Here is a 24,761-nt window from a genome sequence, read left to right as displayed (position 1 = left end):
TGGAAGGAGCCTCTGCGATGCAGGGCGACCCCGAGGTCCTTGAGTTTCTCAACGAGCAGCTGACCGGCGAGCTCACGGCCATCAACCAGTACTGGCTGCACTACCGCATCCAGGACAACAAGGGCTGGACGAAGCTCGCCCACTACACGCGCGCCGAATCCATCGACGAGATGAAGCACGCGGACAAGATCACCGAGCGCATCCTGATGCTCGACGGTCTGCCGAACTACCAGCGCCTCTTCCACGTGCGCGTCGGCCAGACGCTCACGGAGATGTTCCAGGCCGACCGGCAGGTCGAGGTCGAGGCCATCGACCGCCTCAAGCGGGGCATCGAGGTCATGCGCGGAAAGGGCGACGTCACGTCCGCCCGGCTCTTCGAGGAGATCCTGGAGGACGAGGAGCACCACATCGACTACCTCGACACCCAGCTGGAGCTCATCGAGAGCATCGGCGAGCCGCTCTACATCGCCCAGCTGATCGAGCAGCCGGAGAGCTAGGCCGCTTCGGCGAGCGCGGGCTCCGGCGCGGGCTCGGCGCCGGCCGCGATCGCGGGAACGAGCCGCGCGTCGGCCGCCAGGACCGCCGCCGCGTCGCCCTTCTCCAGCAGCTCCCGGCGCGGGCAGGCCCCGCGGCCGAGGAGGCCCTGGATGGTGCGCACACAGGAGCCGCAGTCGGTGCCGGCCTTGGTGGCCGAGGCGATCTGGCGGGGGGTGCAGGCCCCGGCAGCCGCGTGTTCCTTGACCTGCTTGTCGGTGATCCCGAAGCAAGAGCAGACGTACACGCGGTTCACCTCCCAGGTGTGGAACGGTTCTGCGAGCCATCCCCATTCGGTGAGGCTTACCTAACCGTACCCAAACCGAAGGTCCCCCAAAAGACCCGGATACGACGATGGGGCGCGGATCACATCGATCCGCGCCCCATCGTCGTAGGAAGCTACTTACTGATCGCGGTACATCTCGGCGACCAGGAACGCCAGGTCCAGGGACTGGCTGCGGTTGAGGCGCGGGTCGCAGGCCGTCTCGTAGCGCTGGTGCAGGTCGTCGACGAAGATCTCGTCGCCGCCGCCCACGCACTCGGTGACGTCGTCACCGGTGAGCTCGACGTGGATGCCGCCCGGGTGGGTGCCCAGGGCCTTGTGGACCTCGAAGAAGCCCTTGACCTCGTCGAGCACGTCGTCGAAGCGGCGCGTCTTGTGCCCGGAGGCCGCCTCGAAGGTGTTGCCGTGCATCGGGTCGGTGACCCAGGCGACGGTCGCACCGGACGCGGTGACCTTCTCGACCAGCTCCGGGAGCTTTTCGCGGACCTTGTCGGCGCCCATGCGGACGACGAAGGTCAGCCGGCCGGGCTCGCGCTCGGGGTCCAGGCGGTCGATGTAGGTGAGCGCCTCGTCCACCGTGGTGGTGGGGCCGAGCTTGATGCCGATCGGGTTGGCGATCTGCGAGCAGAACTCGATGTGCGCGTGGTCCAGCTGGCGGGTGCGCTCACCGATCCAGACCATGTGGCCCGAGGTGTCGTAGAGCTTGCCGGTGCGCGAGTCCGTACGGGTCAGCGCGCCCTCGTAGTCGAGGAGCAGCGCCTCGTGGGAGGCGTAGAACTCCACCGCCTTGAACTCTGCCGGGTCGGTGCCGCAGGCCTTCATGAAGTTCAGCGCGTTGTCGATCTCCCGCGCGAGCTGCTCGTAGCGCTGCCCGGAGGGGGAGGACTTCACGAAGTCCTGGTTCCAGGCGTGCACCTGGCGCAGGTCGGCGTAGCCACCGGTGGTGAAGGCGCGCACCAGGTTCAGCGTGGAGGCGGAGGCGTGGTACATGCGCTTCAGCCGCTCGGGGTCCGGGATCCGGGCCTCTTCGGTGAAGGCGAAGCCGTTGACGGAGTCACCGCGGTAGGTCGGCAGGGTGACGCCGTCGCGGGTCTCGGTGTCCTTGGAGCGCGGCTTGGAGTACTGGCCGGCGATGCGGCCGACCTTGACGACGGGCACGGAGGCCGCGTACGTCAACACGGCGCTCATCTGGAGCAGCGTCTTCAGCTTGGCGCGGATGTGGTCGGCGGACACGGCGTCGAAGGCCTCGGCGCAGTCGCCGCCCTGGAGCAGGAACGCCTCGCCCTTGGCGACGGCTCCCAGACGGGCGCGCAGCTGATCGCACTCACCCGCGAATACGAGGGGAGGATACGACTCGAGGTCCGCGACGACAGCGCGCAGTGCCTCGGCATCGGGGTACGAAGGCTGCTGCGCCGCGGGAAGGTCTCGCCAGGTCGCCTGATGGGCGGGGGCTTGGGTTTCAGCGTTCACGGTCACCCCGTACACATTACGGCGTCACACGTCCCGTCCGGCCCGACGCCCACCTGGTGAGACGGTGTCGCTCGAAGGTACGGGCCGCGGAAACGAACGGAATCCATGGTTCACATGTCGGTATAGAACGGATGCAGCGGGATCCCGTCCGCTTGGGCTAGGGTGCCTCGCATGTACGCACACTCCGACCAGAACTGGTGGTGGCCCGCTCCCGGCGGCCCACCCCTCGTGCGTACCCACTGACACGAGCGACGCGAAGGCCGCCCCGAGGGGCGGCCTTCCGCGTTCGCGCGACCGACCGGGCCGTCCCTCCCGCCGACAAGCCACCGGATCCGCAGCTCCGCGGACCTGCCGGAAGGACGCCCACACCATGCCCCAGCCCCAGGATTCACCGCTCCGGGTCCCCCGCTCCCAGGACGGCCCCTTCGACCCGAGCCGGCTCCTCGACGAGTCCTGCCCGCCGTTCGCGCTGCTCCGCCGGCGCACCCCGGGCCGTGACCACGACACCGTCGAGGTGCTGATCGGGCCGGTGCACGAGGCCGAGCGGCTGGCCGACCTGCCGGTCCGGGACCTGCCCACCCTCGCCCTCGTGCCCTTCCGGCAGATCCGCGAGCGCGGCTTCGACGTGCGCGACGACGGCACCCCGCTGAGCGTGCTGACCGCCGAGGAGGCCTACGAGATCCCCCTCGCGGCGGCGCTGGCGGCCCTGCCCGGCCACGACGTGCGGGTCGAGGACGGCGGCTTCGACGTCACCGACGAGGACTACGCGGCCACCGTCGAGCGCGTGATCCGCGACGAGATCGGGCGCGGCGAGGGCGCGAACTTCGTGATCCGGCGGACCTACGGGGGCCGGATCGACGGTTTCGGCCGGGCCGACGCGCTCGCCCTGTTCCGGCGGCTGCTGGAGGGCGAGCGGGGCGCGTACTGGACGTACGTCGTGCACACCGGGGAGCGGACCCTGGTCGGGGCGAGCCCGGAGGTCCACGTGCGGATGTCCGGACGGACGGTCGTGATGAACCCGATCAGCGGCACCTACCGCCATCCCGCCGGGGGACCGACCGTCGAGTCGCTCCTGTCCTTCCTCGGGGACCGCAAGGAGACCGAGGAGCTGTCGATGGTGGTCGACGAGGAGCTCAAGATGATGTGCACGGTCGGCGACATGGGCGGGGCCGTCGTCGGACCGCGGCTGAAGGAGATGTCCCACCTCGCGCACACCGAGTACGAGCTGCGCGGACGCTCCTCGCTGGACGTCCGGGAGGTGCTGCGGGAGACCATGTTCGCGGCGACCGTGACGGGCTCGCCCGTGCAGAACGCCTGCCGCGTGATCGAGCGCTACGAGAGCGGCGGCCGCGGCTACTACGCGGGCGCGCTGGCCCTCCTCGGCCTGGACCCCTCCGGCGGCCAGACCCTGGACTCCCCCATCCTGATCCGCACCGCCGACATCGCCCCCGACGGGACCCTGCGGGTGCCGGTCGGCGCGACCCTGGTGCGCCACTCCGACCCGCACGGCGAGGTGGCGGAGACCCACGCCAAGGCCGCCGGGGTACTGGCCGCCCTCGGTGTGCGGGAGCCGGCGCCCCGCCCGGCCTCCGAGGGGACCCGGCTGGCCGACGACCCCCGGGTGCAGGCCGCGCTGGCGGCCCGGCGGGCCGATCTCGCGCCGTTCTGGCTCCGGATGCAGGAGCAGCCCGCGACGCTGACCGGCCACGCGCTGGTGGTCGACGGGGAGGACACCTTCACCGCGATGCTGGCCCACGTGCTGCGGGTCACCGGGCTGGAGGTGACCGTACGCCGCTACGACGACCCCGGCCTGCGGGCCGCGGCCCTGGCCTGGGAGGGCCCGGTCGTCCTCGGCCCGGGTCCGGGCAACCCGGCGGAGTCCGGCGACCCGAAGATGCGGATGCTGCGCGCCCTGGCCGGGGAGCTGCTGGCCTCGCACCGGGGCGGGATCCTGGGCGTCTGCCTGGGCCACGAGCTGCTGGCCGCCGAACTCGGGCTGCCGCTGGTCCGCAAGGCGGAGCCCGCGCAGGGGGCGCAGACGCGGATCGGCCTCTTCGGGGCCGAGGAGGTGGTGGGCTTCTACAACACCTACACCGCGCACTGCTCCGACGAGCTGGCCGTGCGCCTGGCCGGCGAGGGGGTCGAGGTCGCCCGGGATCCGGCGACCGGCGAGGTGCACGCCCTGCGGTCGGCCGCGAGCGGGGTCGCGGGCGTGCAGTTCCACCCGGAGTCGGTGCTCACCCTGCGGGGCGCGGACCTGGTCCGGGAACTGCTGGCGGGGGTCATGGCCCCGGTCTAGCCGGGCCGGTCAGGGCGACGGCACCAGCGTGTTCTCGGAGCGGCGGCCGGCCAGGTAGTCGGCGACGTTGCGGACGGTGGTCTCGATGATCTGGCCGACGGCGTCGGCCGTGTAGTAGGCCTGGTGGCTGGTCACCACGACGTGCGGGAAGGTGACCAGCCGGGCCAGGGTGTCGTCCTCGACGGCTTCGAGGGACTTGTCGAGGAAGAACACCCCGGCCTCCGCCTCGTACACGTCGAGGCCGATCCCGGTGAAGCGGCCCGCCCTCAGCTCGTCGACCAGGGCGGCGGTGTCGATCAGGCCTCCCCGGCTGGAGTTCACGAGGATCGCGTCGTCGCGCATGGCCTTCAGGGCGTCCGCATCGATGAGGTGGTGCGTGGACTCCAGCAGGGGCACGTGCAGGCTGATCAGGTCGGACCGGGCGAGGAGCTCCTCCTTGTCCACGTAGGTCATGCCCAGCTCCAGGCAGGCCGGGTTCCGGGCGGCGTCCCAGCCGAGGAGGCTCATGCCGAAGCCGTGGGCGATCCGGGCGAAGGCCTCGCCGATCTTGCCGGTGCCGAGGATCCCCGCCGTGCGGCCGTGGAAGTCGCGGCCCATCAGCCCGTTCAGCCGGAAGTCGAAGTCGCGGGTGCGGATGGCGGCCCGGACGACCTTGCGGTTGACGGCCATCGCCAGGGTCCAGGCGAACTCGGCCACGGAGTACGGGGAGTAGTACGAGACGCGGCCGACGGTCATGCCCAGCCGGCGGGCCACGTCCAGGTCGATGTTGTTGAAGCCGGTCGACCGCTGGGCGATCATCCTCGTCCCGCCGGCGGACAGCGTGTTCAGGACCCTGGCGCCGAGGTCCGCGTTCACACTGGAGGAGACGATCTCGTAGCCGGCGGCGATGGGCGCGGTGTCCTCGCTCAGGAAGACGTCGAGACAGCGGACCTCGTGCTGTCCGGCGAAGGCCCGCTCCAGGAGGGGCTTCTCGTCGGCGGTCACTCCGAAGGCCAGGATCTCCACGCGTGCTCCCGTACGTCGAACCAGTCGGACCATGGGCCGTTCGTCACGATACGACCCGTGGTCCGGCGGCGCCGGAAGGCTCGGCAGCCCTCAGCCGAAGAAGACCCCGACCTCCTCGTACAGCGCGGGGTCGACCGTCTTGAGCTTCGCGGTGGCCTCCGCGATCGGCACGCGGACGATGTCCGTCCCCTTCAGCGCGACCATCTTGCCGAAGTCGCCGTCGCGCACCGCGTCGATCGCGTGCAGCCCGAAGCGGGTGGCCAGCCAGCGGTCGAAGGCGCTCGGGGTACCACCGCGCTGGATGTGCCCGAGGACCGTCGTGCGGGCCTCCTTGCCGGTGCGCGCCTCGATCTCCTTGGCCAGCCATTCGCCGACGCCCGAGAGCCGGACGTGCCCGAAGGAGTCCGTGGTGGCGTCCTTGAGGACCATCTCCCCGTCGGTGGGCATCGCGCCCTCCGCGACCACCACGATCGGGGCGTAGCTCGCCTTGAAGCGGGAGGTCACCCAGGCGCAGACCTGGTCCACGTCGAAGCGCTGCTCGGGGATGAGGATGACGTTGGCACCGCCCGCCAGGCCCGAGTGCAGGGCGATCCAGCCGGCGTGCCGGCCCATCACCTCGACGACGAGGACCCGCATGTGGGACTCGGCGGTGGTGTGCAGCCGGTCGATGGCCTCGGTCGCGATGCCGACGGCCGTGTCGAAGCCGAAGGTGTAGTCGGTGGCCGAGAGGTCGTTGTCGATGGTCTTGGGCACGCCCACGCAGGGGATGCCGTGCTCCGCGTGCAGCCGGGCGGCCACGCCCAGGGTGTCCTCGCCGCCGATCGCGACGAGCGCGTCGACCTCGAACTTGGCGAGGTTCTCCCTGATGGCCCGTACGCCGTTCTCCGTCTTGAACGGGTTGGTGCGCGAGGAGCCGAGGATGGTGCCGCCGCGGGGCAGGATCCCGCGGACGGCGGGGATGCCGAGCGGGACGGTGTCCCCCTCGACCGGTCCCCGCCAGCCGTCCTTGAAGCCGACGAACCCGTATCCGTACTCCTGCGTGCCCTTGCGGACGACCGCCCTGATCACCGCGTTGAGCCCGGGGCAGTCGCCGCCGCCCGTGAGCACTCCGACCTTCATGGAATCTCCCTTCGCCATGACGGTCACGCTAGTGGTGACACAGGTCACAGCAAGGGCCTTGGAGGGGTCAATTCCGGTGAAAGTACGGGGCGTTGCGTACGCATGTTCACTCGTACGGGGAAGTACGTACGACCGGTGTCACCCGTTATGCGTCGGCGTCGTCGAGCCCGCGCTCGATCGCGTACCGGACGAGCTCCACCCGGTTGTGCAGCTGGAGCTTGCCCAGGGTGTTCTGCACGTGGTTCTGCACCGTGCGGTGGGAGATCACCAGCCGCTCCGCGATCTGCTTGTACGAGAGCCCCTTGGCCACCAGCCGCAGCACCTCGGTCTCCCGGTCGGTCAGCTGCGGGGCCTTGGGCTCGTCGGCGGCGGCGGGCGCCGGGACGGTGGCCAGGCGCCGGTACTCGCCGAGGACCAGGCCGGCCAGGCCGGGGGTGAACACCGGGTCGCCGGCCGCGGTGCGGCGCACCGCGTCGATCAGCTCCTGCGCCCCGGCGGACTTCAGCAGGTAGCCGGTGGCCCCGGACTTGACCGCCTCCAGCACGTCCGCGTGCTCCCCGCTGGCCGACAGGACGAGCACGCGCAGCGCGGGATCGGCGCCGACGAGCTCCTTGCAGACCTGCACGCCCGGCATGCCCGGCAGGTTGAGGTCGAGGACCAGCACCCCCGGGGCGGCGGCACGGGCCCGGCGCACGGCCTCCGGTCCGTCCCCGGCGGTGGCCACGACGTCGAACCCGGCGGCGGCCAGGTCGCGGGCGACCGCGTCCCGCCACATCGGATGGTCGTCGACGACCATCACCTTGATCTCGTGGAGGTCGTTCGGCTCGGTCACTGGGTTGTCCCCCTCGGTACTTTCAGTTCCACTTCGGTGCCCTGTCCGGGGACGGACACCAGCTCGGCGCTGCCGCCGAGGTCGCGCAGCCGTCCGCGGATGGACAGGGCCACGCCCATCCGTCCCTCGCCGGCCGCCTGGTCGAGCCGGCCGGCCGGGATGCCCGGACCGTCGTCCCGTACGGTCACGATCACCTCGTCCCCCCAGTCCTCGATCAGGATCCAGGCGCGGGCGCCCTCCCCGGCGTGCTTGCGGACGTTGTCCAGGGCCGCCCCGACCGCCGCGGCCAGCTCCCGCGCCGCGGGCACCGGCAGCGGCACCGGGGCGCCCGGCTCGGCGAAGCTGACCCGGGAGCCGGCGTGCGGGGCGAGCAGGGAGCGCAGGTCCAGCTCGCCCTCGTCGGAGCCGGGCTCCTCCACCTCGTACGTGTCCACCAGCGCGCCCAGCGACCCGTCGCGCGAGACCCGCGAGGGGTGCACCAGCCCGCTGGAGACCAGGGTGCGCAGCGCCACCTCCTGCTCGCCCGCCATCCGGCCGAGCTCGGCCGCCTCGCCGCCCAGCTCGGTGCCGCGCCGCTGGACCATGGCGAGGACCTGGAGGACCCCGTCGTGGATGTCGCGGGCCAGGCGTTCGCGCTCGCGGGTGGCGGCCTCGATCTCCAGGGCCCGGGCGAGGGTCGCCTCGCTGGCACGGGCGACCTCGATCACGTAGCCGAGGGCTATGGAGGCCACCCAGACCAGCAGGACGTTGTGCAGGGTGTCCCGGGTGGGGTCGCCGCCGTGGATGACGATGTTGGCGACGGCCACGAAGGTCGAGGCGACTCCGGCCCAGCGCCAGCCGCCCTTGAGGGCGAAGGCGAGGACCGAACCGGCCGTCCAGATGCTGGGGAGGGTCGGGCCGCCCGCGGCGATCCGGGCGTGGGTGTCGGCGAGCGGGGTGAGCAGGACGCCCACCAGGGCGACGGTGAGGTCGGCGAAGAGGAACCGGCGGGTGCAGGACACGGCGCCGGCCACCTTGCTCCGGGTGGCCACGGTCCAGACGGCGAGGACGGCGAGGTAGCCGGCCGCCGTCCAGGGCTGGTCGAACTTCCTGTACGCGGAGGCGAACAGCAGCACCGCGTAGACCATGGTGAGCAGCCGGTAGGCCGTCAGGGCCTGCCACAGCGGCTGCTCGACCGACATGCGCACGACGCGCTCGCGCTTCGCCATCTCCCCCACCCCCGTGCGGGCGGCACCGCCGCCCGCCCGTCCTACTGCCCGGCCTTGTCGCCCTTGTCCGCCTTCTCGGCCTTGGCGGCCTTCTCCGCGTCGGCGATCTGGCGCTTCGCGGCGGTGGCGTAGATGTCCACGTACTCCTGGCCGGAGAGCTTCATGATCTCGTACATGACCTCGTCGGTCACGGAACGGAGGATGAAGCGGTCCCCGTCCATCCCCTGGTAGCGGCTGAAGTCCAGCGGCTTGCCGATCCGGATGCCCGGACGCATCAGCTTCGGGACGACCTTGCCGGGCGGCTGGATCTTCTCGGTGTCGATCATCGCGACCGGGATCACGGGGGCGCCGGTGGCGAGCGCCACCCGGGCCAGGCCGCCGGGCTTGCCCCGGTAGAGGCGACCGTCGGGTGAACGGGTCCCCTCGGGGTAGATACCGAACAGCTCCCCGCGTTCGATGACGTCGATGCCGCTCTTGATGGCGGCCTCGCCCGCACCGCGCGCGCCGGAGCGGTCCACCGGGAGCTGGCCGACGCCCTTGAAGAAGGCCGCCGTCAGCTTGCCCTTGACCCCCGGGGAGGTGAAGTACTCCGCCTTCGCGATGAAGGTCACCTTCCGGTCCAGCACGGCGGGCAGGAAGAAGGAGTCGGAGAAGGACAGGTGGTTGCTCGCGAGGATCGCCGGCCCCTCCGCGGGAATGTTCTCGAGGCCCTCCACCCACGGCCTGAACGCGAGCTTCAGGGACCCGCCGATGGAGAACTTCATTGCGCCGTAGATCAACTCGAAAGCCTTCCTGTGTCTGTCGAACAGACCTTAACCCCTGGCTCCGCCCGGAGCGGCCCGACGACCCTGGTCGGTACCACCCCGGTCGCGTACGGTGAAGTCACACAGAGCAACGCACCCGCCAACCCCTCATGACCTAGGAGACCCTGGTGCCCGTCCTCCCTGGAGCCGAGCCGTTCCGCCACGAGGGCGGAAAGGTCGGCGTCCTCCTCTGCCACGGTTTCACCGGCTCCCCGCAGTCCCTGCGCCCCTGGGCCGACCACCTGGCCGCGCGCGGGCTGACGGTATCCCTGCCGCTGCTGCCGGGACACGGTACGTGCTGGCAGGACATGCAGCTCACCGGCTGGCAGGACTGGTACGCCGAGGTCGACCGCGCGCTGCGGGAGCTGCTGGACCGGTGCGAGCAGGTCTTCGTCTTCGGGCTGTCCATGGGCGGCGCGCTGACCCTGCGGCTGGCCGCCAAGCACGGGGACTCGATCAGCGGGATCGTCCTCGTCAACCCGGCGAACAAGGTCCACGACCCGCTCGCCGTCGCCCTTCCGGTGGTCAAGCACGTCATCCGGTCGACGCCGGGCATCGCCAGCGACATCGCGAAGCCGGGCTCGGAGGAGGTCGGCTACGACCGGGTCCCGACCCGGGCCGCCGACTCGCTGCGCAAGCTCTTCCGGCTGGTGGACGCCGAGCTGCCGCAGGTGACGCAGCCGGTGCTGCTGCTGCACAGCCCGCAGGACCACGTCGTGCCGCCGGTGGACTCGGCGCGGATCCTGTCGCGCATCTCCTCGACGGACGTCACCGAGACCCTGCTGGAACAGAGCTACCACGTCGCGACGTTGGACTTCGACGCGGAGCGGATCTTCGCGGACAGCTATGCGTTCGTCGGGCGGCTCGCGGAGAGCGTCGGCAAGGAGGGGGCGGCCAGCGGTGGCTGAGCACGAGGAGTCCTCGGGGGGTGTCCCCCCGCTGGACGAGGAAGCGGCGTGGGCCGCGATCGTCGCCGGGTACGGGCAGGAGCCTCCGGACCCGCCGGGGGCGAGGCCGTTCCGGCCGATCGAGAACCTGATGCTGCCGGAGGAGGACGTCAAGGCGGTGCCTCCGGTGGCGGAGCGGGATCCGAAGGCGCCGCCGAAGCCGGAACCGGAGTCGGAGCAGGAGCCGGAGCCGGGATCGGGATCGGGATCGGGATCGGGATCGGGATCGCAGCCTCCGGCGCTCGGCAGCTCGGTCACCTTCGCTCCGGGCGTGGGGACGGGCTCCCCCGCCGCCGCGCCGGGGCCGCGGGACCACGCGCCGGCGGAGCCGAAGGACGACGAGGGCCACTTCGTCCCCCCGGAGCCGGAGCTGCCGCCCGCGGACACGACGGCCAAGTTCGCGTGGCTCGCGGTGGTGGGCGGCCCGGTGCTGCTGCTCCTCGCGGTGCTGCTGCAGTGGGACATGACCTGGTGGCTGACCACCCTGGGCATCGGCGGCTTCCTGGGCGGCTTCGCCACCCTGGTGGCCCGGATGTCGCAGGACGACGACGAGGACGACGACCCGGGCCGCGGCGCGGTGGTCTGATCCTCCGACGCGCCGCTCGCAGGGCTCGGCCCCGACGGGGCTCCGCGGGGCCGCCCGTCGGCGACGGCCCCGCCGGGCCCCGGGCCTACGGGGTGGCCGGGAGGCGCAGGGCGGCCAGGACCGGGAGGTGGTCCGTGGCCGTGTGGAGGTCGAGGGGTGTCACCCCGGCCAGCCCCGCGGGGACGCCGCACGCCAGCACCTCCACCCCCGCCGAGGCGAAGACGGCGTCGATGCGGCGGTCCGGCGCCGCCGCCGGGAAGGTGTCGCCGCCGCCCCACGGGGCCACCGTCCAGCAGTCCCGCAGGCTCTCGGTCAGCCGCCCGAAGGCCGGCCCCCCGGGGGCCTCGTTCACGTCGGCGGCCACGATCGCGTGCGGTGCCCCCAGCGCGGCGGCCCGTTCGGCCAGCATCCCCGCCTGCGCGGACCGTTCCGCACGGTCCAGGGACAGGTGCGCGCTGACGACCCCGACCCTCGCCGCCCCGAAGCGGACCACGGCGGTCGCGAAGCCCCGCCGGTGCAGTCCGGGAGTCAGGGGCAGCAGGACGTCCTCGGTCCGCTCCACGAAGGCCCGTAGCGAGCACATCAGCAGCGGACCGGCGGCCGTCGCTCCGCCGCCCAGCACCACGAGGTCGGTCTTGGCGGCCAGCCGGGCGGCGTGCTTGCGCCACCGGAAGAACCGCGGGGCTTCCTGGACGAAGACCAGGTCGGGTGCGCAGGCCCGGATGACCCGGGCCAGCGCCTCCTCGTCGTCGCGCAGGGAGCGGATGTTGTAGCTGAGTGCCCGGATCACGGCAGAACCGTCGGGCTCCGTAACAGACTTCGGCAACATGCCCGGCAACTTACGCAGTTGCCCGCCGCTCCCCCAAGGGCGCGACGGGCGGTCATGCGAAAGGATCAGCCCTGGCGGGCCAGGTCCGCGGCGCCGACGAGCCCGGCCTCGCCGCCGAGCTGCGCGGCCAGCACCTGCGCGTGCGGGCGCCAGGCGCCGCCGACCAGCCAGCGCTTGAAGGACTTGCGGATCGGGTCGAGGACGAGGTCGCCCTCGTCGGAGACCCCGCCGCCGACGATGAACGCCGACGGGTCGAAGAGGGAGGCCAGGTCGGCGAGGCCGGCGCCGGCCCAGCGGGCCAGCTCGCGGAAGGCGTCGACGGCCACCAGGTCGCCCTGCCGGGCCGCCTGGCTGATGTGCTTGCCCTCGATGCCCTCGGCGGTGCCGTCGCCGAGGGCGAGCAGGATGGCCGCGTTCTCGGGGGTGGCGTTGGCGCGCTGCTTGGCGTAGCGGACGAGGGCGCGCCCGGAGGCGTACTGCTCCCAGCAGCCCTGGCTGCCGCAGCCGCACAGCAGGCCGTCGGGGACGACCCGGATGTGCCCGAACTCGGCGGCGACGCCGAAGCGTCCGCGGCGCAGCTTGTTGCCGATGATGATGCCGCCGCCCAGACCGGTGCCGAGCGTGATGCAGATGACGTCCTCGTGGCCCTGGCCGGCGCCGAAGCGGTACTCGCCCCAGGCCGCGCAGTTCGCGTCGTTCTCGACGACGACCGGCAGGCCGATGCGCTGCTCGACCTTGTCCTTCAGCGGCTCGTGGCGCCAGTTGATGTTCGGCGCGAAGAGCACGGTGGCGCGCTTGTCGTCCACGTATCCGGCGGCGCCGATGCCGACGGCGTCGATGGTGTGGTTGCTGCTGACCTCGGACACGGCGGCGCAGATGGCCTCCGTCACTCCGTCCGCCGTCGGCGGGGTGGGCACCTTGTACGTCTCAAGGATGGTGCCCTCTTCGTCGACCACGCCGGCCGCGATCTTCGTGCCGCCGATGTCGACGCCGATGGTGAGTCCCATTAGTCCCTCGGTTTCCGGTCAAACCCCGCCACGGCCAACCGTACACGGGGCCGGCGGAGGATCAGTCGAGATCGATCCGCTCGGCCGGGCCGGGATCGGGGCCCTCGTCGTCGCCCCGGCCGTCGCCCCCGCCGTCCCCTGCGGCGGGCCCCCGCGGGGCGGGCGGCCGGTCGTGGGTCCAGCGGCGCTCGTGGCCCTCGACCGCCGAGCGGTAGGCGGCGAGCAGCTCGGATCCGGCCGCCGCTAGGTGGCCGAAGACCTCGGGGTTGCGCTCGACGACGGGCTTGGCGGCGGTCTTCGCCTGGTTGACGAACTGGCGCACGGCACCCTGGGCGGCGGCGCCGAGGAGCGGGTTGTCCAGGGAGGAGACCTTGTCGGCGACGGCCTCGAACAGCTTGAACAGCTCCTCGGCGGCCGTCCCGGTGCCACTGCCCCGCCCGGCCCCCGCGCCCTCCCGCTCCGCGCGACGGCGCTCCTGCTCGGCGGCGAGGTCCTCGGCACAGGCCTGCGCCCAGGCGTCGTCGGTGGGGCGGTCGGTGGCCTCGCTCATGGCGGACTCTCCTGCGGCGGCGGAACGTGCGGTACTGGCTACTTCCGACGGTACCCGAACGGTGGTACGGGTCTCAGCGCGCGCGGGGCCACAGCTGCGGGTCGGGGGTGAAGCGGACGCGCAGGACGCCGTCGTCGAGGGCGGCGCCGGAGACGGTGCAGCGGCGCAGGGCCGAGGGCAGCGGAACGATCCTGCGGTACGGGCCCACCGCGAGCAGCAGCTCGTCCCCGCGCCGGACGAGGTCCAGCTCGTCCTTGCGGGCCCGGGGCAGCGGGACCGCCCATACGAGGATCCCGTCCTCGGCGAGCCGGTCCTCGACGCTCCAGCCCGCCCCGTCACCGGTCCCGGGGGCCGGGGCCATGCCGTCGGCGGAGGCGAGGGGGGCCAGGCCGTCGGGGCCCCACGGGTCACGGCCCAGGTGCGCCGCCCCGACGACGGGCACCACCCGCTCCCAGTCGTCCAGGAAGGACCGCTGCGCCGCCGCGATCCCGGCCACCCAGGGATCGGCGGAGTCCCGGGGCACGAGCCGGTTGGCGACGAGGTCGTGGACGCGCAGCTCGTGCAGGGCGAGGCCGAGCACCCCGGTGCGCAGTGCGGCGCCGGCGGCGGGTCCGGGTTCGGCGACCAGCCGGACGGCGGTGGTGCGGGCCTCCACGACGGCCTGGACGGCGGCCAGCTCCTCGTCCCAGCGGGCGGCGGCCTCGTAGAGCCACTGCGCGGGCTGCGGCACCCCGGCGAGCTGGGCCAGTACGGGGCGCAGCGCGCGGGCCGCCTGCCGTTCGGCGGGGAGCAGCCGGGCGAGGTAGCGGCGCAGCTGGGCGGGGAGGGCGAGGGTGGTCAGCGCCTGGTGCAGCGGGGGCATGTCCACGACGACGAGATCGGTGTCGGGGGCGCAGGCCGCCCGGCGCAGGGCGCGGAGCAGGGAGAACTGCTCGGCGCCGGGCAGTTCGGTGATCTCCTCGGTGCCGAGCGGGCGGCCGCCGAGCATGCCGATGAAGGCGGCGCCGCGGTCCTGGAGGGCGGCCAGCTCGGTCCGGAACTCCGCGCCGGAGTCGATCCGGGCGAGGCGGAGCCCCTCGGGGGCGGGGGCCCCGCGGAGGGGGTCCTCGGCGGACAGCAGCGACACCCGCCGTCCGCCGCGTACCGCGGCGAGCGCGGTGGCGGCGGCGACGGTGGTCCGCCCGGCCCCACCGGGCCCGGTGATCAGCAGGGTCTGCGGCATGTGGTGCGGGGCCTTCCTCGTTCTGGACGCGTCCGGGTCCGGACGCGCCGTGCGCGACGCGTCCGGGGCGGGGTCCGTCAGGAGGAGGTGGCCTCGACCCGCTTCTTCAGGCCGGCCAGCGCCCGGTCGATGATGACCTTCTCGGCCTTGCGCTTGATCATGCCCAGCATCGGGATCTTGACGTCCACGGTCAGCTGGTACGTGACCTCCGTGCGTCCGCCCTCCAGGGCCGCCAGCCGGTAGGAGCCGTCCAGCTGCCGCAGCATCTGGGACTTGTCCAGGGTCCAGCTGACCTCGTCCGCGCCCTTCCAGCTGTAGGCGAGGGTGTGGTCGTCCTTGATCGCGCCCGCGTCCAGCAGCAGCCGGACCTTCGCGGCGCGGCCCTCGGCGTCGGTGGCCAGTACCTCGGCCTCCTTCACCTCGCCGGTCCACTCGGGGTAGCGGGCGAAGTCGGCGATCACGGCCATGACGTCGGCCGGTGCGGCCTCGATCGTGATGCTAGAGCTGGTGTGTTCCGCCATCGCGGTCGCTCCTCCGGGGAGTGTTCGACAAGTGTGCGGGCGGCCCCCGGCCGCCGCGTGAAGGCTACCGCGCGTGCGGGTCCCGCCACTCCAGCACCTCTCACCACTCCAGGGCCCACGGCCGCCCGGTGGCCGCGAAGTGGCCGACGTTGACGCACTCGGTGCCGCCGATCCGGGCCCGTCGCGCCAGCGGCTGGTGGACGTGCCCGAACAGCGCGTAGCGCGGCCGGGTCCGCCTGATGGCCGCCAGCAGGGCCTCGCTGCCCCGCTCGAAGCGGCGCGCGACGGTGTCGTAACAGAGCTCGGGAACCTCCGGCGGGATGTGCGAGCACAGCACGTCCACCTCGCCGAGAGCCTCCACCTTGGCGGCGTACTCGTCCTCGTCGATCTCGTAGGGCGTGCGCATCGGCGTGGGCAGGCCCCCGCCGACGAAGCCGAAGACGCGGCCGCCGATCTCCACGCGCTGCCCGTCGAGCACGGTGGTACCGGGTCCGGCGTACTCGGGCCACAGACCCGGCATGTCGACATTGCCGTAGGTGGCGTACGTGGGACTGGGGAAGGCGGCGAACATCCGCGCGTACTGGCGGCGTACCGCTTCCTCGATCAGCCGCTCCCTGTCCAGCCCGTCCCACAGGCTTCGGCCGAATTCCCTCGCCTCCGCGAACCGCTTCGCGGTGCGCAGGGCGACGATCCGGTGGGCGTTCTCGACGCCGAAGAGGTCGGGGAAAATGCCGCGCGAGTGGTCGGCGTAGTCGAGGAACAGCACCAGGTCACCGAGGCAGATGAGCGCGTCGGCGCCCTCGCCGGCCCGGGCCAGGGCCTCGGTGTTGCCGTGGACGTCGCTGACGACGTGGACCCGCGTACGACTCTTCGTGCCACCCATGCCGCCACCCTAGGGGCGGCGGGCCCGGCCCGGTAGAGGGTGCCCCGCAGGCGGCCGGACCTGCGGTTACTTCCGAGTCTCGAACCGCGTCGACTACTGTCGTCACGGCGGTTCCGGGCCTGGCGGTGTCTGGGCAATGTAGGGCGATGTACAGAATGTGACGCACGGAACATCTGGCCGGTTCCCTCTATCCGGAACCCACTACCGGTGGGTAACGTCCGGTCGGTCCACACGGTGGCGATGGCGCCCAGAGGAGCAGCAGTCTTGCGCGAGTTCAGCCTTCCGGCCCTGTACGAGGTCCCTTCGGACGGGAACCTGACGGATCTCATCCGCCGCAACGCCGCCCAGCATCCCGACACCGCCGTCATGAGCCGCAAGGCCGACGGCCGGTGGCAGGACGTCACCGCGACGGAGTTCCTCGCCGAGGTGCGGGCCACCGCCAAGGGCCTGATCGCCGCGGGCATCGCGCCCGGTGACCGGGTCGCCCTCATCTCCCGCACCCGTTACGAGTGGGTGCTGTTCGACTTCGCGATCTGGAGCGCGGGCGCCGTCACCGTCCCGGTGTACGAGACCAGCTCCGCCGAGCAGATCCAGTGGATCCTCGGCGACTCCGGCGCCGTCGCCGTCATCACGGAGAGCCCGGCGCACAGCACGAACGTGGCCGCCCTGCGCGACCGGCTGCCGGAGCTGCGCGAGGTCTGGGAGATCGACCAGGACGCCCTGGCCGCGCTGAAGACCACCGGCGCCGGGATCACCGACGCCGAGGTGGACGCGCGCAGCGCCCTCGCGAACGCCGACGACCCGGCCACGATCGTCTACACCTCGGGCACCACCGGCCGCCCCAAGGGCTGCGTGCTGACCCACCGCAACTTCTTCGCCGAGTGCGGCAACGTGGTGGAGCGCCTGAGCCCGCTCTTCCGCACCGGCGAGTGCTCCGTGCTGCTCTTCCTGCCGGCCGCGCACGTCTTCGGGCGCCTGGTGGAGGTGGCGGCCGTGCTGGCGCCGATCCGGCTGGGCTGCGTACCGGACATCAAGAACCTCACCGACGAGCTCCAGTCCTTCCGGCCCACCCTGATCCTCGGTGTGCCGCGCGTCTTCGAGAAGGTCTACAACTCGGCGCGCGCCAAGGCCCAGGCCGACGGCAAGGGCAAGATCTTCGACGCGGCCGCCGAGACGGCGATCGCGTACAGCCGCGCGCTGGACGCGCCCGGCGGCCCGTCCTTCGGGCTCAGGCTCAAGCACAAGATCTTCTCGAAGCTGGTCTACGGCAAGCTGCACACGGTCCTCGGCGGGCGCGGCGAGTACGCGATCTCCGGCGGGGCCCCGCTGGGCGAGCGCCTCGGCCACTTCTTCCGCGGCATCGGCTTCACGGTGCTGGAGGGCTACGGCCTGACCGAGTCCTGCGCGGCCACGGCCTTCAACCCGTGGGACAAGACGAAGATCGGTACGGTCGGCCAGCCGCTGCCCGGCTCCGTGGTGCGCATCGCGGACGACGGCGAGGTGCTGCTGCACGGCGAGCACGTCTTCAAGGAGTACTGGAAGAACGAGACGGCCACCGCCGAGGCGCTGACCGACGGCTGGTTCCACACCGGCGACGTCGGCACCCTCGACGAGGACGGCTACCTCGCGATCACCGGCCGCAAGAAGGAGCTCATCGTCACGGCGGGCGGCAAGAACGTCGCCCCCGCGGTGATCGAGGACCGGATCCGCGCGCACGCGCTGGTCGCGGAGTGCATGGTGGTCGGCGACGGGCGGCCGTTCGTGGCCGCGCTGGTCACCATCGACGAGGAGTTCCTGGGCCGCTGGGCCGCGGAGAACGGCAAGCCGGCCGGGGTGACGGCGGCGGAGCTCCGCGAGGACGCGGAGCTGATCGCCGCCGTCCAGAAGGCCGTCGACGACGGCAACGCGGCGGTTTCCAAGGCGGAATCGGTGCGGAAATTCCGCATTCTGCCCGCCCAGTTCACGGAGGAGTCGGGTCACATCACGCCCTCGCTCAAGCTCAAGCGGAACGTGGTGGCGAAGGACTTCGCGGACGAGATCGAGGCCCTGTACCGGGGTTAGGCGCCACTGCCGGCCGGGACGTGGTCAGCGCGGGTCCTCGGCGAGGATCCGCTCCACGTTCCGTTCGGCGAGTGCGGTGATCGTCACAAACGGGTTCACGCCCAGCGAGCCGGGCACCAGCGAGCCGTCGACCACGTACAGGCCCCGGTAGCCCTTGGCCCGGCCGTAGGCGTCCGTGGCCTCGCCGAGGACGCAGCCGCCCAGCGGGTGGTACGTGAAGTCGTCGGCGAAGGGCCGGTTGCCGCCGAAGAGGTCGTAGCGGTAGATCGTGACGTTCCTGCGGTTGATGCGGTCGAAGAGGTTGCGGGCGGCGTCGACGGACGGGGTGTTCTGGTCCCGGGTCCACTGGAGCCGCGCCGAGTCGGTCGCGGCGTCGTAGGTGAAGTGGCCGCGCTCCGGGTTCTTGGTGATGGCCAGGTACATCGAGATCCAGTGCTCGATGCCCATCGGGAGCGGGGCGATCTCCGCGAAGACGGGGTTGGCCGCGTTGTCCCAGTCGTCGATGCCCATCGCCGGCATGGTGGCCTGGTTCGCTCCGACCGTGTCCCAGAGGTGGTTGGCGCGGGCGGTCATGACGTTGCCGTTGTGGCCCCAGCCGAGGCCGACCTTCTCGCTGAGGCCGGGCAGGGTGCCCTTCTCGCGGGCGCGCAGCAGGATCTCGGTGGTGCCGAGGCTTCCGGCGCCGAGGAACAGCTGCCTGCAGCCCAGTTCCCGGAGCCGGGTGATCTTTCCGGTGACGTCGCTGGTCAGCACGGTGAGGACGTACCCGCCGGCCGGGTCGGCGCTGACGCCGACCACCCTCTGCATCGTCTCGATGGTGACGTTGCCGGTGCCGAGGGCGGCGGCCAGATAGGTCTTGTCGACGCTCTTCTTGCCGTGGTTGTTGCCGTAGATGACCTCGCCGGCGAGGGCGGACTTCGTGGCGGTGCCGGCGGCCTCGCGCTTCATGTACTCGAAGTCGTAGACGTTGGGCACGAAGGTGGTCTTCAGGCCGGTGTTCTGGGCGTGCTTGCGCGAGACGCGGGCGAAGCGGTACCACTCCGTGGACTCGAACCAGGCCGGGTCGATGTCGTTGACGCCGAGCATGGCGCGGGCGCGCGGGTAGTAGGTCCCGTACATCTCGTCCGCGTCGACGCCGGGCAGCACCTCGGTGAAGTACGAGCGCTTCGGGGTGGGCGACATGCCGCCGTTGACCAGGGAGCCGCCGCCGACGCCGCGGCCGACGTAGACCGACATGTCCCCGTAGTTCACGCGGTCCAGGACACCGGGGTACGGGCTGATGTCCCGGTTGACGACGTCGAGCCAGAGGAACTGCGCGAGCGGGGCCTCGGTGCGGGTGCGGAACCACATGGAGCGCTGGTCGGGCGCGGAGGTGGAGGGGAAGACCTTGCCGTCGGACCCGGGGGTGTCCCACAGCCGCCCCATTTCGAGGACGACGGTACGCACCCCGGCCTGCCCGAGGCGCAGCGCGGCGACGGCGGATCCGTATCCGGAGCCGACGACGATGGCGGGGGCGTACTGTGCGGCGGCGGGTTCGACGGCGGCCGCGGAGGAGAGCCCGATGCGGGTGAATCCGAGAGCGGCGGCCGTCTGCAGTGCGGCGAGGCCGAATTGACGGCGCGTCAGCTTGGGTGTCATGGGCGCATGATGAGCGGATCGGGCCGAACCGGCCATAACCCGTGCTGCCACGCATGTGAGTGACAGTCGGACATGGCGCGAATGCGCCGGGCACCGCCGCCGGCCCGCGCGGCGGCTACAGCAGCTCGCGCAGGCGGTCGGCGAGCAGGTCCCAGCGCCACTTCTCCTCGACCCAGGCCCGCCCGCGCTCGCCCATCCGGCGCCGCAGCTCCGCGTCCTGGAGGAGGGCGACGATCCGCTCGGCGGCCTCCTCGGGGTCACCGCCCCGGACCACCCAGCCGGTCTCCCCGTCGAGCACCGCGTCCGGCGCCCCGCCCGAGTCGCCCGCGACCACCGGCAGGCCCGTCGCCGAGGCCTCCAGGTACACGATCCCGAGCCCCTCCACGTCCAGCCCGCCCCGCCGGGTCCGGCAGGGCATCGCGAAGACGTCCCCGGCGCCGTAGTGGGCCGGCAGCTCCGCCCAGGGGACGGCCCCGGTGAAGACCACGGAGTCCGCGACCCCGGTACGCGCGGCCAGCGCGCGCAGGTCCGCCTCGTACGGGCCTCCGCCCACGACCAGCAGCACCGCGTCCGGGACGGCCGCCAGGATCCGCGGCATCCCCTCGATCAGCGTGTCCTGCCCCTTGCGCGGGACCAGCCGCGAGACGCACACGACCACCGGCCGGTCGCTCAGTCCGAGGCGGGCCCGGACCTCGGCGCCGCCCGATCCGGGGTGGAAGGTCTTCTCGTCCACGCCCGGCGGGAGCTGGACCATCCGGTCGGCGGCCCGCTGCGTGAGCGCCGAGGCGATGCGCGAGCGCGTGTACTCCCCCAGGTAGGTCAGGGTGTCCGTGCCCTCGCCGATCCGCCGCAGCAGCTGCCGCGCGGCCGGGAGCTGCGCCCAGCCCGCCTCGTGCCCGTGGGTGGTGGCCACCAGCCGCCGCGCGCCCGCCCGGCGCAGTGCCGGGCCCATCAGGCCCAGCGGGGCCGCCGCCCCGAACCACACCGACTCGCAGCCGTGTTCGCGCAGCAGGGAGACCGCCCGGCGGGTCACCCGGGGCGTCGGCAGCAGCATGGTGGTGCGGTCGCGGACCACGGTGAAGGGCTGTTCGGCGTCGAAGGCGGCGGTGGCCTCGCGGCCCTCGGCCCCGTGCTTCCAGGTGGAGGCGTAGACGACGACCCGCTCGGGGTCGAGGCGCAGCGCCATGTTGTGCAGGAAGGCCTGGATGCCGCCCGGGCGCGGCGGGAAGTCGTTGGTCACGATCAGCGTCTTGTGCATCGCTGCCAACGTACCGGACGACGTCAGCCGAGCTCGTGCCGCAGGGCCTCCTGCCAGGCCCGCGTCAGTCCGGGCAGGTCCGTTCCCAATGCCCCGCCCAGGGCGGTGGGCAGGGGTTCGCGGCCCGCGTCCCCGTAGAGCCGTACGAGCGCCGCCTCGCCCCACCGCTCGGCGACGAGCCGGCAGGCGAGCCAGGCGCCCTCGTAGGCCCGCGCCATGGCCTGCGCGTCCCCGCCGAAGGCGAACGCGGCGTCGGAGGGGAGCGCGGGCGGCAGCTCGCCGGCCCGTACGGCCCGGCCCAGCGCGGGCGCCGCCTCGGCCGGGGTGGCGGGGGTGCCCCGGTAGGCGACCCAGTCGGCGAAGCCCTCGGAGAGCCACTGCGGGGTCGAGGCGGAGGTGGCGGAGCGGGTCGCGACGTGGGTGACCTCGTGGGTCAGGACCACGCTCCGGCCGGCCGCGCTGAGCTCCGCGTACCCGGAGGGGTTGATCACGACCCGGTCGGCGGGGGCCGGCGCGGCGCCCACCCGGCCGGTGGTGACGGCGCCCATGCCCCGGTACGCGTCGGCCGGCCGGCCCAGCAGCGCGGCCATCGCGTCCAGGGAGGCGGGGACCAGCACCACGGCCCGCCGTGCCCAGTCGCGCGGCCAGGCCGCGCTCACAGCGGGCACCGCCCGGTCGGCCTCCCCGGCGATCCCGGTCAGCGTCGCCGGGTCCTGGCCCACGCCGAGCACCAGGGAGTGCTCGCCCCGGACCACCGTCACCGGGCCCTGGTCCCACAGCTGGGGAGGGGCTCCGGGGGCGGGCCGGTCGGCGGTGACCCGCCAGGCGGCGCCCTCCCGCGTCAGCTCCACCTCGCGGGCCGACCCGGCGGGGGCGGCGTCGTAGCCGGTGAGCCGGTAGCGCAGCTCGGCCCGTACCAGGGCCCGTGCGCCGTCCGGCCGGACGGAGGTGACCTCGTAGGACCAGCCCTCCAGCGGGATCCCGGCGAGCCGCTCGGGCGGCCGGCGCGACCAGGCGGCCACGGCCTCCCGGATCCCGGCCTCCGCCGTGGTCCCGGCCGCCGCGGGGGTGCGGGCCGCCGGCCGCGCGCACCCGGCCACCGGCAGGCAGAGCAGCGGGCACAGCAGGAGCGGCAGCGCGCGCGGCAGCACGCGCGGGGATCGGCGGACCGGAATCATCAGCCGATCGTACGCACGGTCCGCCTCAGGGGCGGGTCACCGAGGACACCGGCATCATCCCGACGGGGTCGTAGCGCACCCGCGCACCCGGATAGGGGGCGTGCACCACCTGGCCGTTGCCGACGTACATGGCGACGTGGCTGGCGTCGGAGCGGTAGGTCACCAGGTCCCCGGGCCGGGCCTGCGAGAGCGGCACCCGCCGGCCCGCGTACCGCTGCGCCTGCGAGGTCCGGGGCAGCGAGACGCCCGCCTGGCGGTACGACCACACCATCAGCCCGGAGCAGTCGAAGCCGGAGGGGCCGGTGGAGCCCCACACGTAGGGCTTGCCGACGGCCGCGCGGGCCGCCATCACGGCGGTCATCGCCCGGCCGGAGGGCCGGCCGCCGCCGTCGTCGAAGGACAGGTCCGGCAGCACGTCGGCGCGGCCGCCCGAGCGCGAGGCCCGCTCGTAGTCGGCCCGCTCCGCCGAGGGCATCGCGTTGAGCAGCTGCCGGGCGGCGGCGAGCTTGGCCGTGACGGAGCGCTTCTGGGCGGCCACCTCGGTGCGCAGGGCCTCCAGTTCGGCGAGCTTGCGGGAGGCCTCCTGGCGCTGCTGGCCGATCCGGCGCTGTTCCTCGCGCAGTTCGCCGAGCCGGCGGGCCTGGCGGCCGCTCAACCGGTTGAGGACGGCGGACTTGTCGAGGTAGTCCCCGGGGTCGTCGGACAGCATCAGCTCGACGGTGGGGTCGAGGCCGCCGGAGCGGTACTGGGCTCCGGCGAAGGCGCCGAGGACCCCGCGCATGGTGTTGATGCGGTCCTGGCCGCGGGCCACCGCGTCCTGGGCCCGGCTGATCTCGGCGCGCAGCGCGTCGGCCTTCTCACCGGCCGAGTTGAACTTCTCGGTGGCCTGCTCGGCCTCCTCGAAGAGCCGGTCGACCTGGGCGCGGGAACCGGTGGAGGGGTCGTGCGGGAGCCCGGGGGCCGCCTGCGCGGACGCGCCCGCCAGGGCCACCGCGGCGGTGGCCGCCGCGGCGGCGAAGACGGTGACTTTGGTGCTCCGGTCCAGGCCGCTGAGCCCGGTCCGGCGATGGGACGCCACGTGGAACCGCTCCCTTGCGCTGCGCGGGGCCGGGTCCGCCCCCCGTGGACGGCCGAGTGCCGGGCTCCGCGCTGGCAGACAGTAGCGGCGCCACCACACGCCGACCAACGACCTCCGGCGGGCACGCACGGTGACGCCCCACCGGAGACGCAGGTCACCGATGGGGCGTGAGGTCAGGGCGGGTCCGCGTAATTCGCCCGGATGGGCGGTGTACGGCGCGTCTCCCCGGAGCCGGGGAGGACGGGATCAGCCGACGCGGACGCCGAACTGGAAGGGCATGTTCTTCATGGCCTCGTACCGGACGCCGCTCCTGGGGTTGGCGGCGTGGAAGACCTGGCCGTTGCCCGCGTAGAGGCCGACGTGGTGCAGGTCGTCGTAGAAGAAGACCAGGTCTCCGGGCTGGAGTTCGCTCATGCCGATGCGCGTGCCGTCGTTGATCTGGGTGAAGGTGGTGCGGCTGATCTGGACGCCGGCCTGCCCGTAGGCCCACTGCGCCAGGCTGGAGCAGTCCCAGTACGCCATGCCGGTGGAGCCCAGGTTGTAGCCCTTGCCCTCCTGGGTCACCGCTGCGGCGAGGGCGGCCGCGGCCCGCCCGGAACCCTTCACCGCACCGGGCTTGGCGCCCCCTCCGGCGGCCTTGGCGGCGTCCTCGCCCGCCTTGGCCTCCTCGTTCTTCAGCTGGCCGCGTTCCTCGGCGGTGAGCGAGTTGAGCTGGGCCTGGGCGGCGGCGAGCTTCTCCTGGGCGGTCTTCTTCTTCTCGGCCAGTTCCTTGCGGACGGCGTCGAGGTCGGCGAGCTTGCCGGAGGCCTCCTGGCGCTGCTGCGCGAGGATGCGCTGCTTGGCCTGGATCTTCGATATCGCCTCGACCTGCTTGCCGCTCAGCTGCTGGAGCGTGGAGGCCTTGTCGAGGTAGGTCTCCGGGTCGCCGGACAGCAGCAGCTCCACGGACTGGTCGAGGCCGCCGCCGCGGTACTGGGCGGTCGCCATCGAACCGAGGACGTTGCGCAGGCCGTTGAGCTCGTCCTGACCGCGTGCGACCTGGTCCTGGAGCTGGGCGATCTCCTTCTCCAGCTTGTCCTGGCGGTCCTTGGCCGCGTTGGCGTTCTCGCCCGCCTGCTCGGACTCCTCGTAGAGGGCGTCGACCTTGGCCTTGACCTCGTCCTTGTTCGGCTTGTCCGGGGCGGCCGTGGCCGACTGGGAGGAGAGGGCGACGGCCGCGGTGGCCAGTGCCGTGAGGACGCTCACGCGGGTGCGGGTCGGCGGCTTCGGTCGACGGTGGGACGCCACGAACGTGAGCTCCTTCGGACTGGAGCCACCGAAGAGGGTCGCACTCGGCAGCGCACCTCCGCCCGCACCCCGAATGGATGAACGACCGCACGAAGGTTTGAACAGACCCTAGTGACCCGCCCGTGATGAGTTCAAATCCCCGTACGAAAAATTCCGCTTCCCG

At 72.7% G+C, this 24,761-nt stretch carries 23 protein-coding genes; 5 read left to right on the top strand and 18 right to left on the bottom strand.

Annotated features, from left to right (window positions below; all coding sequences use genetic code 11):
• Positions 1–17: 17 nt before the first annotated feature.
• Entirely contained in the window at positions 18–497 is a 480-nt protein-coding gene (gene bfr, locus OG295_RS24990) for a bacterioferritin (protein ID WP_266838605.1), read from the top strand.
• Here bfr and OG295_RS24985 read toward each other — a convergent pair.
• Both OG295_RS24985 and OG295_RS24980 read right to left on the bottom strand, forming a co-directional pair.
• Positions 494–781 carry a bacterioferritin-associated ferredoxin gene (locus tag OG295_RS24985; RefSeq protein ID WP_371678900.1) on the bottom strand — a complete coding sequence of 96 codons (288 nt, stop codon included), beginning with the start codon at positions 779–781 and terminating at the stop codon, positions 494–496. The genes bfr and OG295_RS24985 overlap by 4 nt on opposite strands.
• 156 nt (positions 782–937) lie before the next feature.
• Positions 938–2,302 (bottom strand): class II 3-deoxy-7-phosphoheptulonate synthase, encoded by a 1,365-nt coding sequence (locus tag OG295_RS24980; protein ID WP_371678899.1) that lies wholly within the window; start codon positions 2,300–2,302, stop codon positions 938–940.
• Positions 2,303–2,657: 355 nt separating this feature from the next.
• Here OG295_RS24980 and OG295_RS24975 point away from each other — a divergent pair, with 355 nt between their 5' ends.
• Positions 2,658–4,586, top strand: a complete 1,929-nt coding sequence (locus tag OG295_RS24975) for an anthranilate synthase family protein (protein ID WP_371678898.1) — start codon at positions 2,658–2,660, stop codon at positions 4,584–4,586.
• Between the two features lie 9 nt (positions 4,587–4,595).
• Here the strand turns inward: OG295_RS24975 and OG295_RS24970 are convergent, their stop codons facing one another.
• The 5 genes from OG295_RS24970 to OG295_RS24950 all read right to left on the bottom strand — a co-directional run bounded on the left by OG295_RS24970 (position 4,596) and on the right by OG295_RS24950 (position 9,514).
• Positions 4,596–5,591: a 2-hydroxyacid dehydrogenase gene (locus OG295_RS24970; protein ID WP_371678897.1), complete on the bottom strand. Its 996-nt coding sequence runs from the start codon at positions 5,589–5,591 to the stop codon at positions 4,596–4,598.
• Positions 5,592–5,681: 90 nt separating this feature from the next.
• Complete coding sequence (locus OG295_RS24965) at positions 5,682–6,710, bottom strand: 6-phosphofructokinase (RefSeq protein ID WP_371681299.1); 1,029 nt, start codon at positions 6,708–6,710, stop codon at positions 5,682–5,684.
• Between the two features lie 145 nt (positions 6,711–6,855).
• Entirely contained in the window at positions 6,856–7,506 is a 651-nt protein-coding gene (locus OG295_RS24960) for a response regulator (RefSeq protein WP_371681298.1), read from the bottom strand.
• Between the two features lie 32 nt (positions 7,507–7,538).
• The gene (macS, locus tag OG295_RS24955; RefSeq protein WP_371678896.1) at positions 7,539–8,750 is read right to left on the bottom strand and encodes a MacS family sensor histidine kinase; all 1,212 of its coding nucleotides are present in this window, start codon (positions 8,748–8,750) and stop codon (positions 7,539–7,541) included.
• Between the two features lie 41 nt (positions 8,751–8,791).
• On the bottom strand, positions 8,792–9,514 hold the full coding sequence (locus OG295_RS24950) for a lysophospholipid acyltransferase family protein (RefSeq protein ID WP_371681297.1): 723 nt from the start codon (positions 9,512–9,514) through the stop codon (positions 8,792–8,794).
• A 167-nt stretch (positions 9,515–9,681) separates the two neighbouring features.
• Between OG295_RS24950 and OG295_RS24945 the strand changes: the two genes are divergently transcribed.
• Together OG295_RS24945 and OG295_RS24940 are read left to right on the top strand one after the other, a co-directional pair.
• A complete protein-coding gene (locus OG295_RS24945) occupies positions 9,682–10,461 on the top strand; it encodes an alpha/beta hydrolase (protein ID WP_371678895.1) in 780 nt (259 codons plus the stop codon).
• Positions 10,454–11,086: a hypothetical protein gene (locus OG295_RS24940; RefSeq protein ID WP_371678894.1), complete on the top strand. Its 633-nt coding sequence runs from the start codon at positions 10,454–10,456 to the stop codon at positions 11,084–11,086. Before OG295_RS24945 ends, OG295_RS24940 begins: the two co-directional genes overlap by 8 nt.
• Before the next feature lie 85 nt (positions 11,087–11,171).
• On the opposite strand, the gene OG295_RS24935 is transcribed toward OG295_RS24940, so the two are convergent.
• The 6 genes from OG295_RS24935 to OG295_RS24910 form a co-directional block, all read right to left on the bottom strand.
• Positions 11,172–11,915 carry an endonuclease/exonuclease/phosphatase family protein gene (locus tag OG295_RS24935; RefSeq protein WP_371678893.1) on the bottom strand — a complete coding sequence of 248 codons (744 nt, stop codon included), beginning with the start codon at positions 11,913–11,915 and terminating at the stop codon, positions 11,172–11,174.
• 65 nt (positions 11,916–11,980) lie between these two features.
• Complete coding sequence (locus OG295_RS24930) at positions 11,981–12,922, bottom strand: ROK family glucokinase (protein WP_371678892.1); 942 nt, start codon at positions 12,920–12,922, stop codon at positions 11,981–11,983.
• A gap of 61 nt (positions 12,923–12,983) precedes the next feature.
• The gene (locus tag OG295_RS24925; RefSeq protein WP_371678891.1) at positions 12,984–13,472 is read right to left on the bottom strand and encodes a DUF5304 domain-containing protein; all 489 of its coding nucleotides are present in this window, start codon (positions 13,470–13,472) and stop codon (positions 12,984–12,986) included.
• Between the two features lie 73 nt (positions 13,473–13,545).
• On the bottom strand, positions 13,546–14,694 hold the full coding sequence (locus OG295_RS24920; RefSeq protein ID WP_371678890.1) for an ArsA family ATPase: 1,149 nt from the start codon (positions 14,692–14,694) through the stop codon (positions 13,546–13,548).
• A 77-nt stretch (positions 14,695–14,771) separates the two neighbouring features.
• Positions 14,772–15,215, bottom strand: coding sequence for an SRPBCC family protein (locus tag OG295_RS24915; protein WP_371678889.1), 444 nt, complete (start codon positions 15,213–15,215; stop codon positions 14,772–14,774).
• 100 nt (positions 15,216–15,315) lie between these two features.
• On the bottom strand, positions 15,316–16,098 hold the full coding sequence (locus tag OG295_RS24910; RefSeq protein WP_371678888.1) for a metallophosphoesterase: 783 nt from the start codon (positions 16,096–16,098) through the stop codon (positions 15,316–15,318).
• Positions 16,099–16,362: 264 nt separating this feature from the next.
• Here OG295_RS24910 and OG295_RS24905 point away from each other — a divergent pair, with 264 nt between their 5' ends.
• Positions 16,363–18,159 carry a long-chain fatty acid--CoA ligase gene (locus OG295_RS24905; protein WP_371678887.1) on the top strand — a complete coding sequence of 599 codons (1,797 nt, stop codon included), beginning with the start codon at positions 16,363–16,365 and terminating at the stop codon, positions 18,157–18,159.
• 24 nt (positions 18,160–18,183) lie between these two features.
• On the opposite strand, the gene OG295_RS24900 is transcribed toward OG295_RS24905, so the two are convergent.
• From OG295_RS24900 to OG295_RS24880, 5 genes are all read right to left on the bottom strand, one after another.
• Positions 18,184–19,797, bottom strand: a complete 1,614-nt coding sequence (locus OG295_RS24900) for a GMC oxidoreductase (protein ID WP_371678886.1) — start codon at positions 19,795–19,797, stop codon at positions 18,184–18,186.
• Positions 19,798–19,912: 115 nt separating this feature from the next.
• On the bottom strand, positions 19,913–21,055 hold the full coding sequence (locus OG295_RS24895; protein ID WP_371678885.1) for a glycosyltransferase family 4 protein: 1,143 nt from the start codon (positions 21,053–21,055) through the stop codon (positions 19,913–19,915).
• A gap of 23 nt (positions 21,056–21,078) precedes the next feature.
• On the bottom strand, positions 21,079–22,233 hold the full coding sequence (locus OG295_RS24890) for a hypothetical protein (protein WP_371678884.1): 1,155 nt from the start codon (positions 22,231–22,233) through the stop codon (positions 21,079–21,081).
• Positions 22,234–22,258: 25 nt separating this feature from the next.
• On the bottom strand, positions 22,259–23,311 hold the full coding sequence (locus OG295_RS24885; RefSeq protein WP_371678883.1) for an NlpC/P60 family protein: 1,053 nt from the start codon (positions 23,309–23,311) through the stop codon (positions 22,259–22,261).
• Between the two features lie 246 nt (positions 23,312–23,557).
• Positions 23,558–24,598 (bottom strand): NlpC/P60 family protein, encoded by a 1,041-nt coding sequence (locus tag OG295_RS24880; RefSeq protein ID WP_371678882.1) that lies wholly within the window; start codon positions 24,596–24,598, stop codon positions 23,558–23,560.
• Between the last annotated feature and the right edge of the window lie 163 nt (positions 24,599–24,761).

The organism is Streptomyces sp. NBC_01276, assembly GCF_041435355.1.
Taxonomy (GTDB): Bacteria; Actinomycetota; Actinomycetes; order Streptomycetales; family Streptomycetaceae; genus Streptomyces.
This window is presented reverse-complemented; position numbering and strand designations above follow the sequence as displayed.

Coding starts and splice junctions, on each gene's coding strand:
- bfr (WP_266838605.1), top strand. CDS start 18: ATGCAGGGCGACCCCGAGGTCCTTGAGTTTCTCAACGAGCAGCTGACC.
- OG295_RS24975 (WP_371678898.1), top strand. CDS start 2,658: ATGCCCCAGCCCCAGGATTCACCGCTCCGGGTCCCCCGCTCCCAGGAC.
- OG295_RS24965 (WP_371681299.1), bottom strand. CDS start 6,710: ATGAAGGTCGGAGTGCTCACGGGCGGCGGCGACTGCCCCGGGCTCAAC.
- OG295_RS24960 (WP_371681298.1), bottom strand. CDS start 7,506: ATGGTCGTCGACGACCATCCGATGTGGCGGGACGCGGTCGCCCGCGAC.
- macS (WP_371678896.1), bottom strand. CDS start 8,750: ATGGCGAAGCGCGAGCGCGTCGTGCGCATGTCGGTCGAGCAGCCGCTG.
- OG295_RS24950 (WP_371681297.1), bottom strand. CDS start 9,514: ATGAAGTTCTCCATCGGCGGGTCCCTGAAGCTCGCGTTCAGGCCGTGG.
- OG295_RS24935 (WP_371678893.1), bottom strand. CDS start 11,915: ATGTTGCCGAAGTCTGTTACGGAGCCCGACGGTTCTGCCGTGATCCGG.
- OG295_RS24930 (WP_371678892.1), bottom strand. CDS start 12,922: ATGGGACTCACCATCGGCGTCGACATCGGCGGCACGAAGATCGCGGCC.
- OG295_RS24925 (WP_371678891.1), bottom strand. CDS start 13,472: ATGAGCGAGGCCACCGACCGCCCCACCGACGACGCCTGGGCGCAGGCC.
- OG295_RS24920 (WP_371678890.1), bottom strand. CDS start 14,694: ATGCCGCAGACCCTGCTGATCACCGGGCCCGGTGGGGCCGGGCGGACC.
- OG295_RS24915 (WP_371678889.1), bottom strand. CDS start 15,215: ATGGCGGAACACACCAGCTCTAGCATCACGATCGAGGCCGCACCGGCC.
- OG295_RS24910 (WP_371678888.1), bottom strand. CDS start 16,098: ATGGGTGGCACGAAGAGTCGTACGCGGGTCCACGTCGTCAGCGACGTC.
- OG295_RS24900 (WP_371678886.1), bottom strand. CDS start 19,797: ATGACACCCAAGCTGACGCGCCGTCAATTCGGCCTCGCCGCACTGCAG.
- OG295_RS24895 (WP_371678885.1), bottom strand. CDS start 21,055: ATGCACAAGACGCTGATCGTGACCAACGACTTCCCGCCGCGCCCGGGC.
- OG295_RS24890 (WP_371678884.1), bottom strand. CDS start 22,233: ATGATTCCGGTCCGCCGATCCCCGCGCGTGCTGCCGCGCGCGCTGCCG.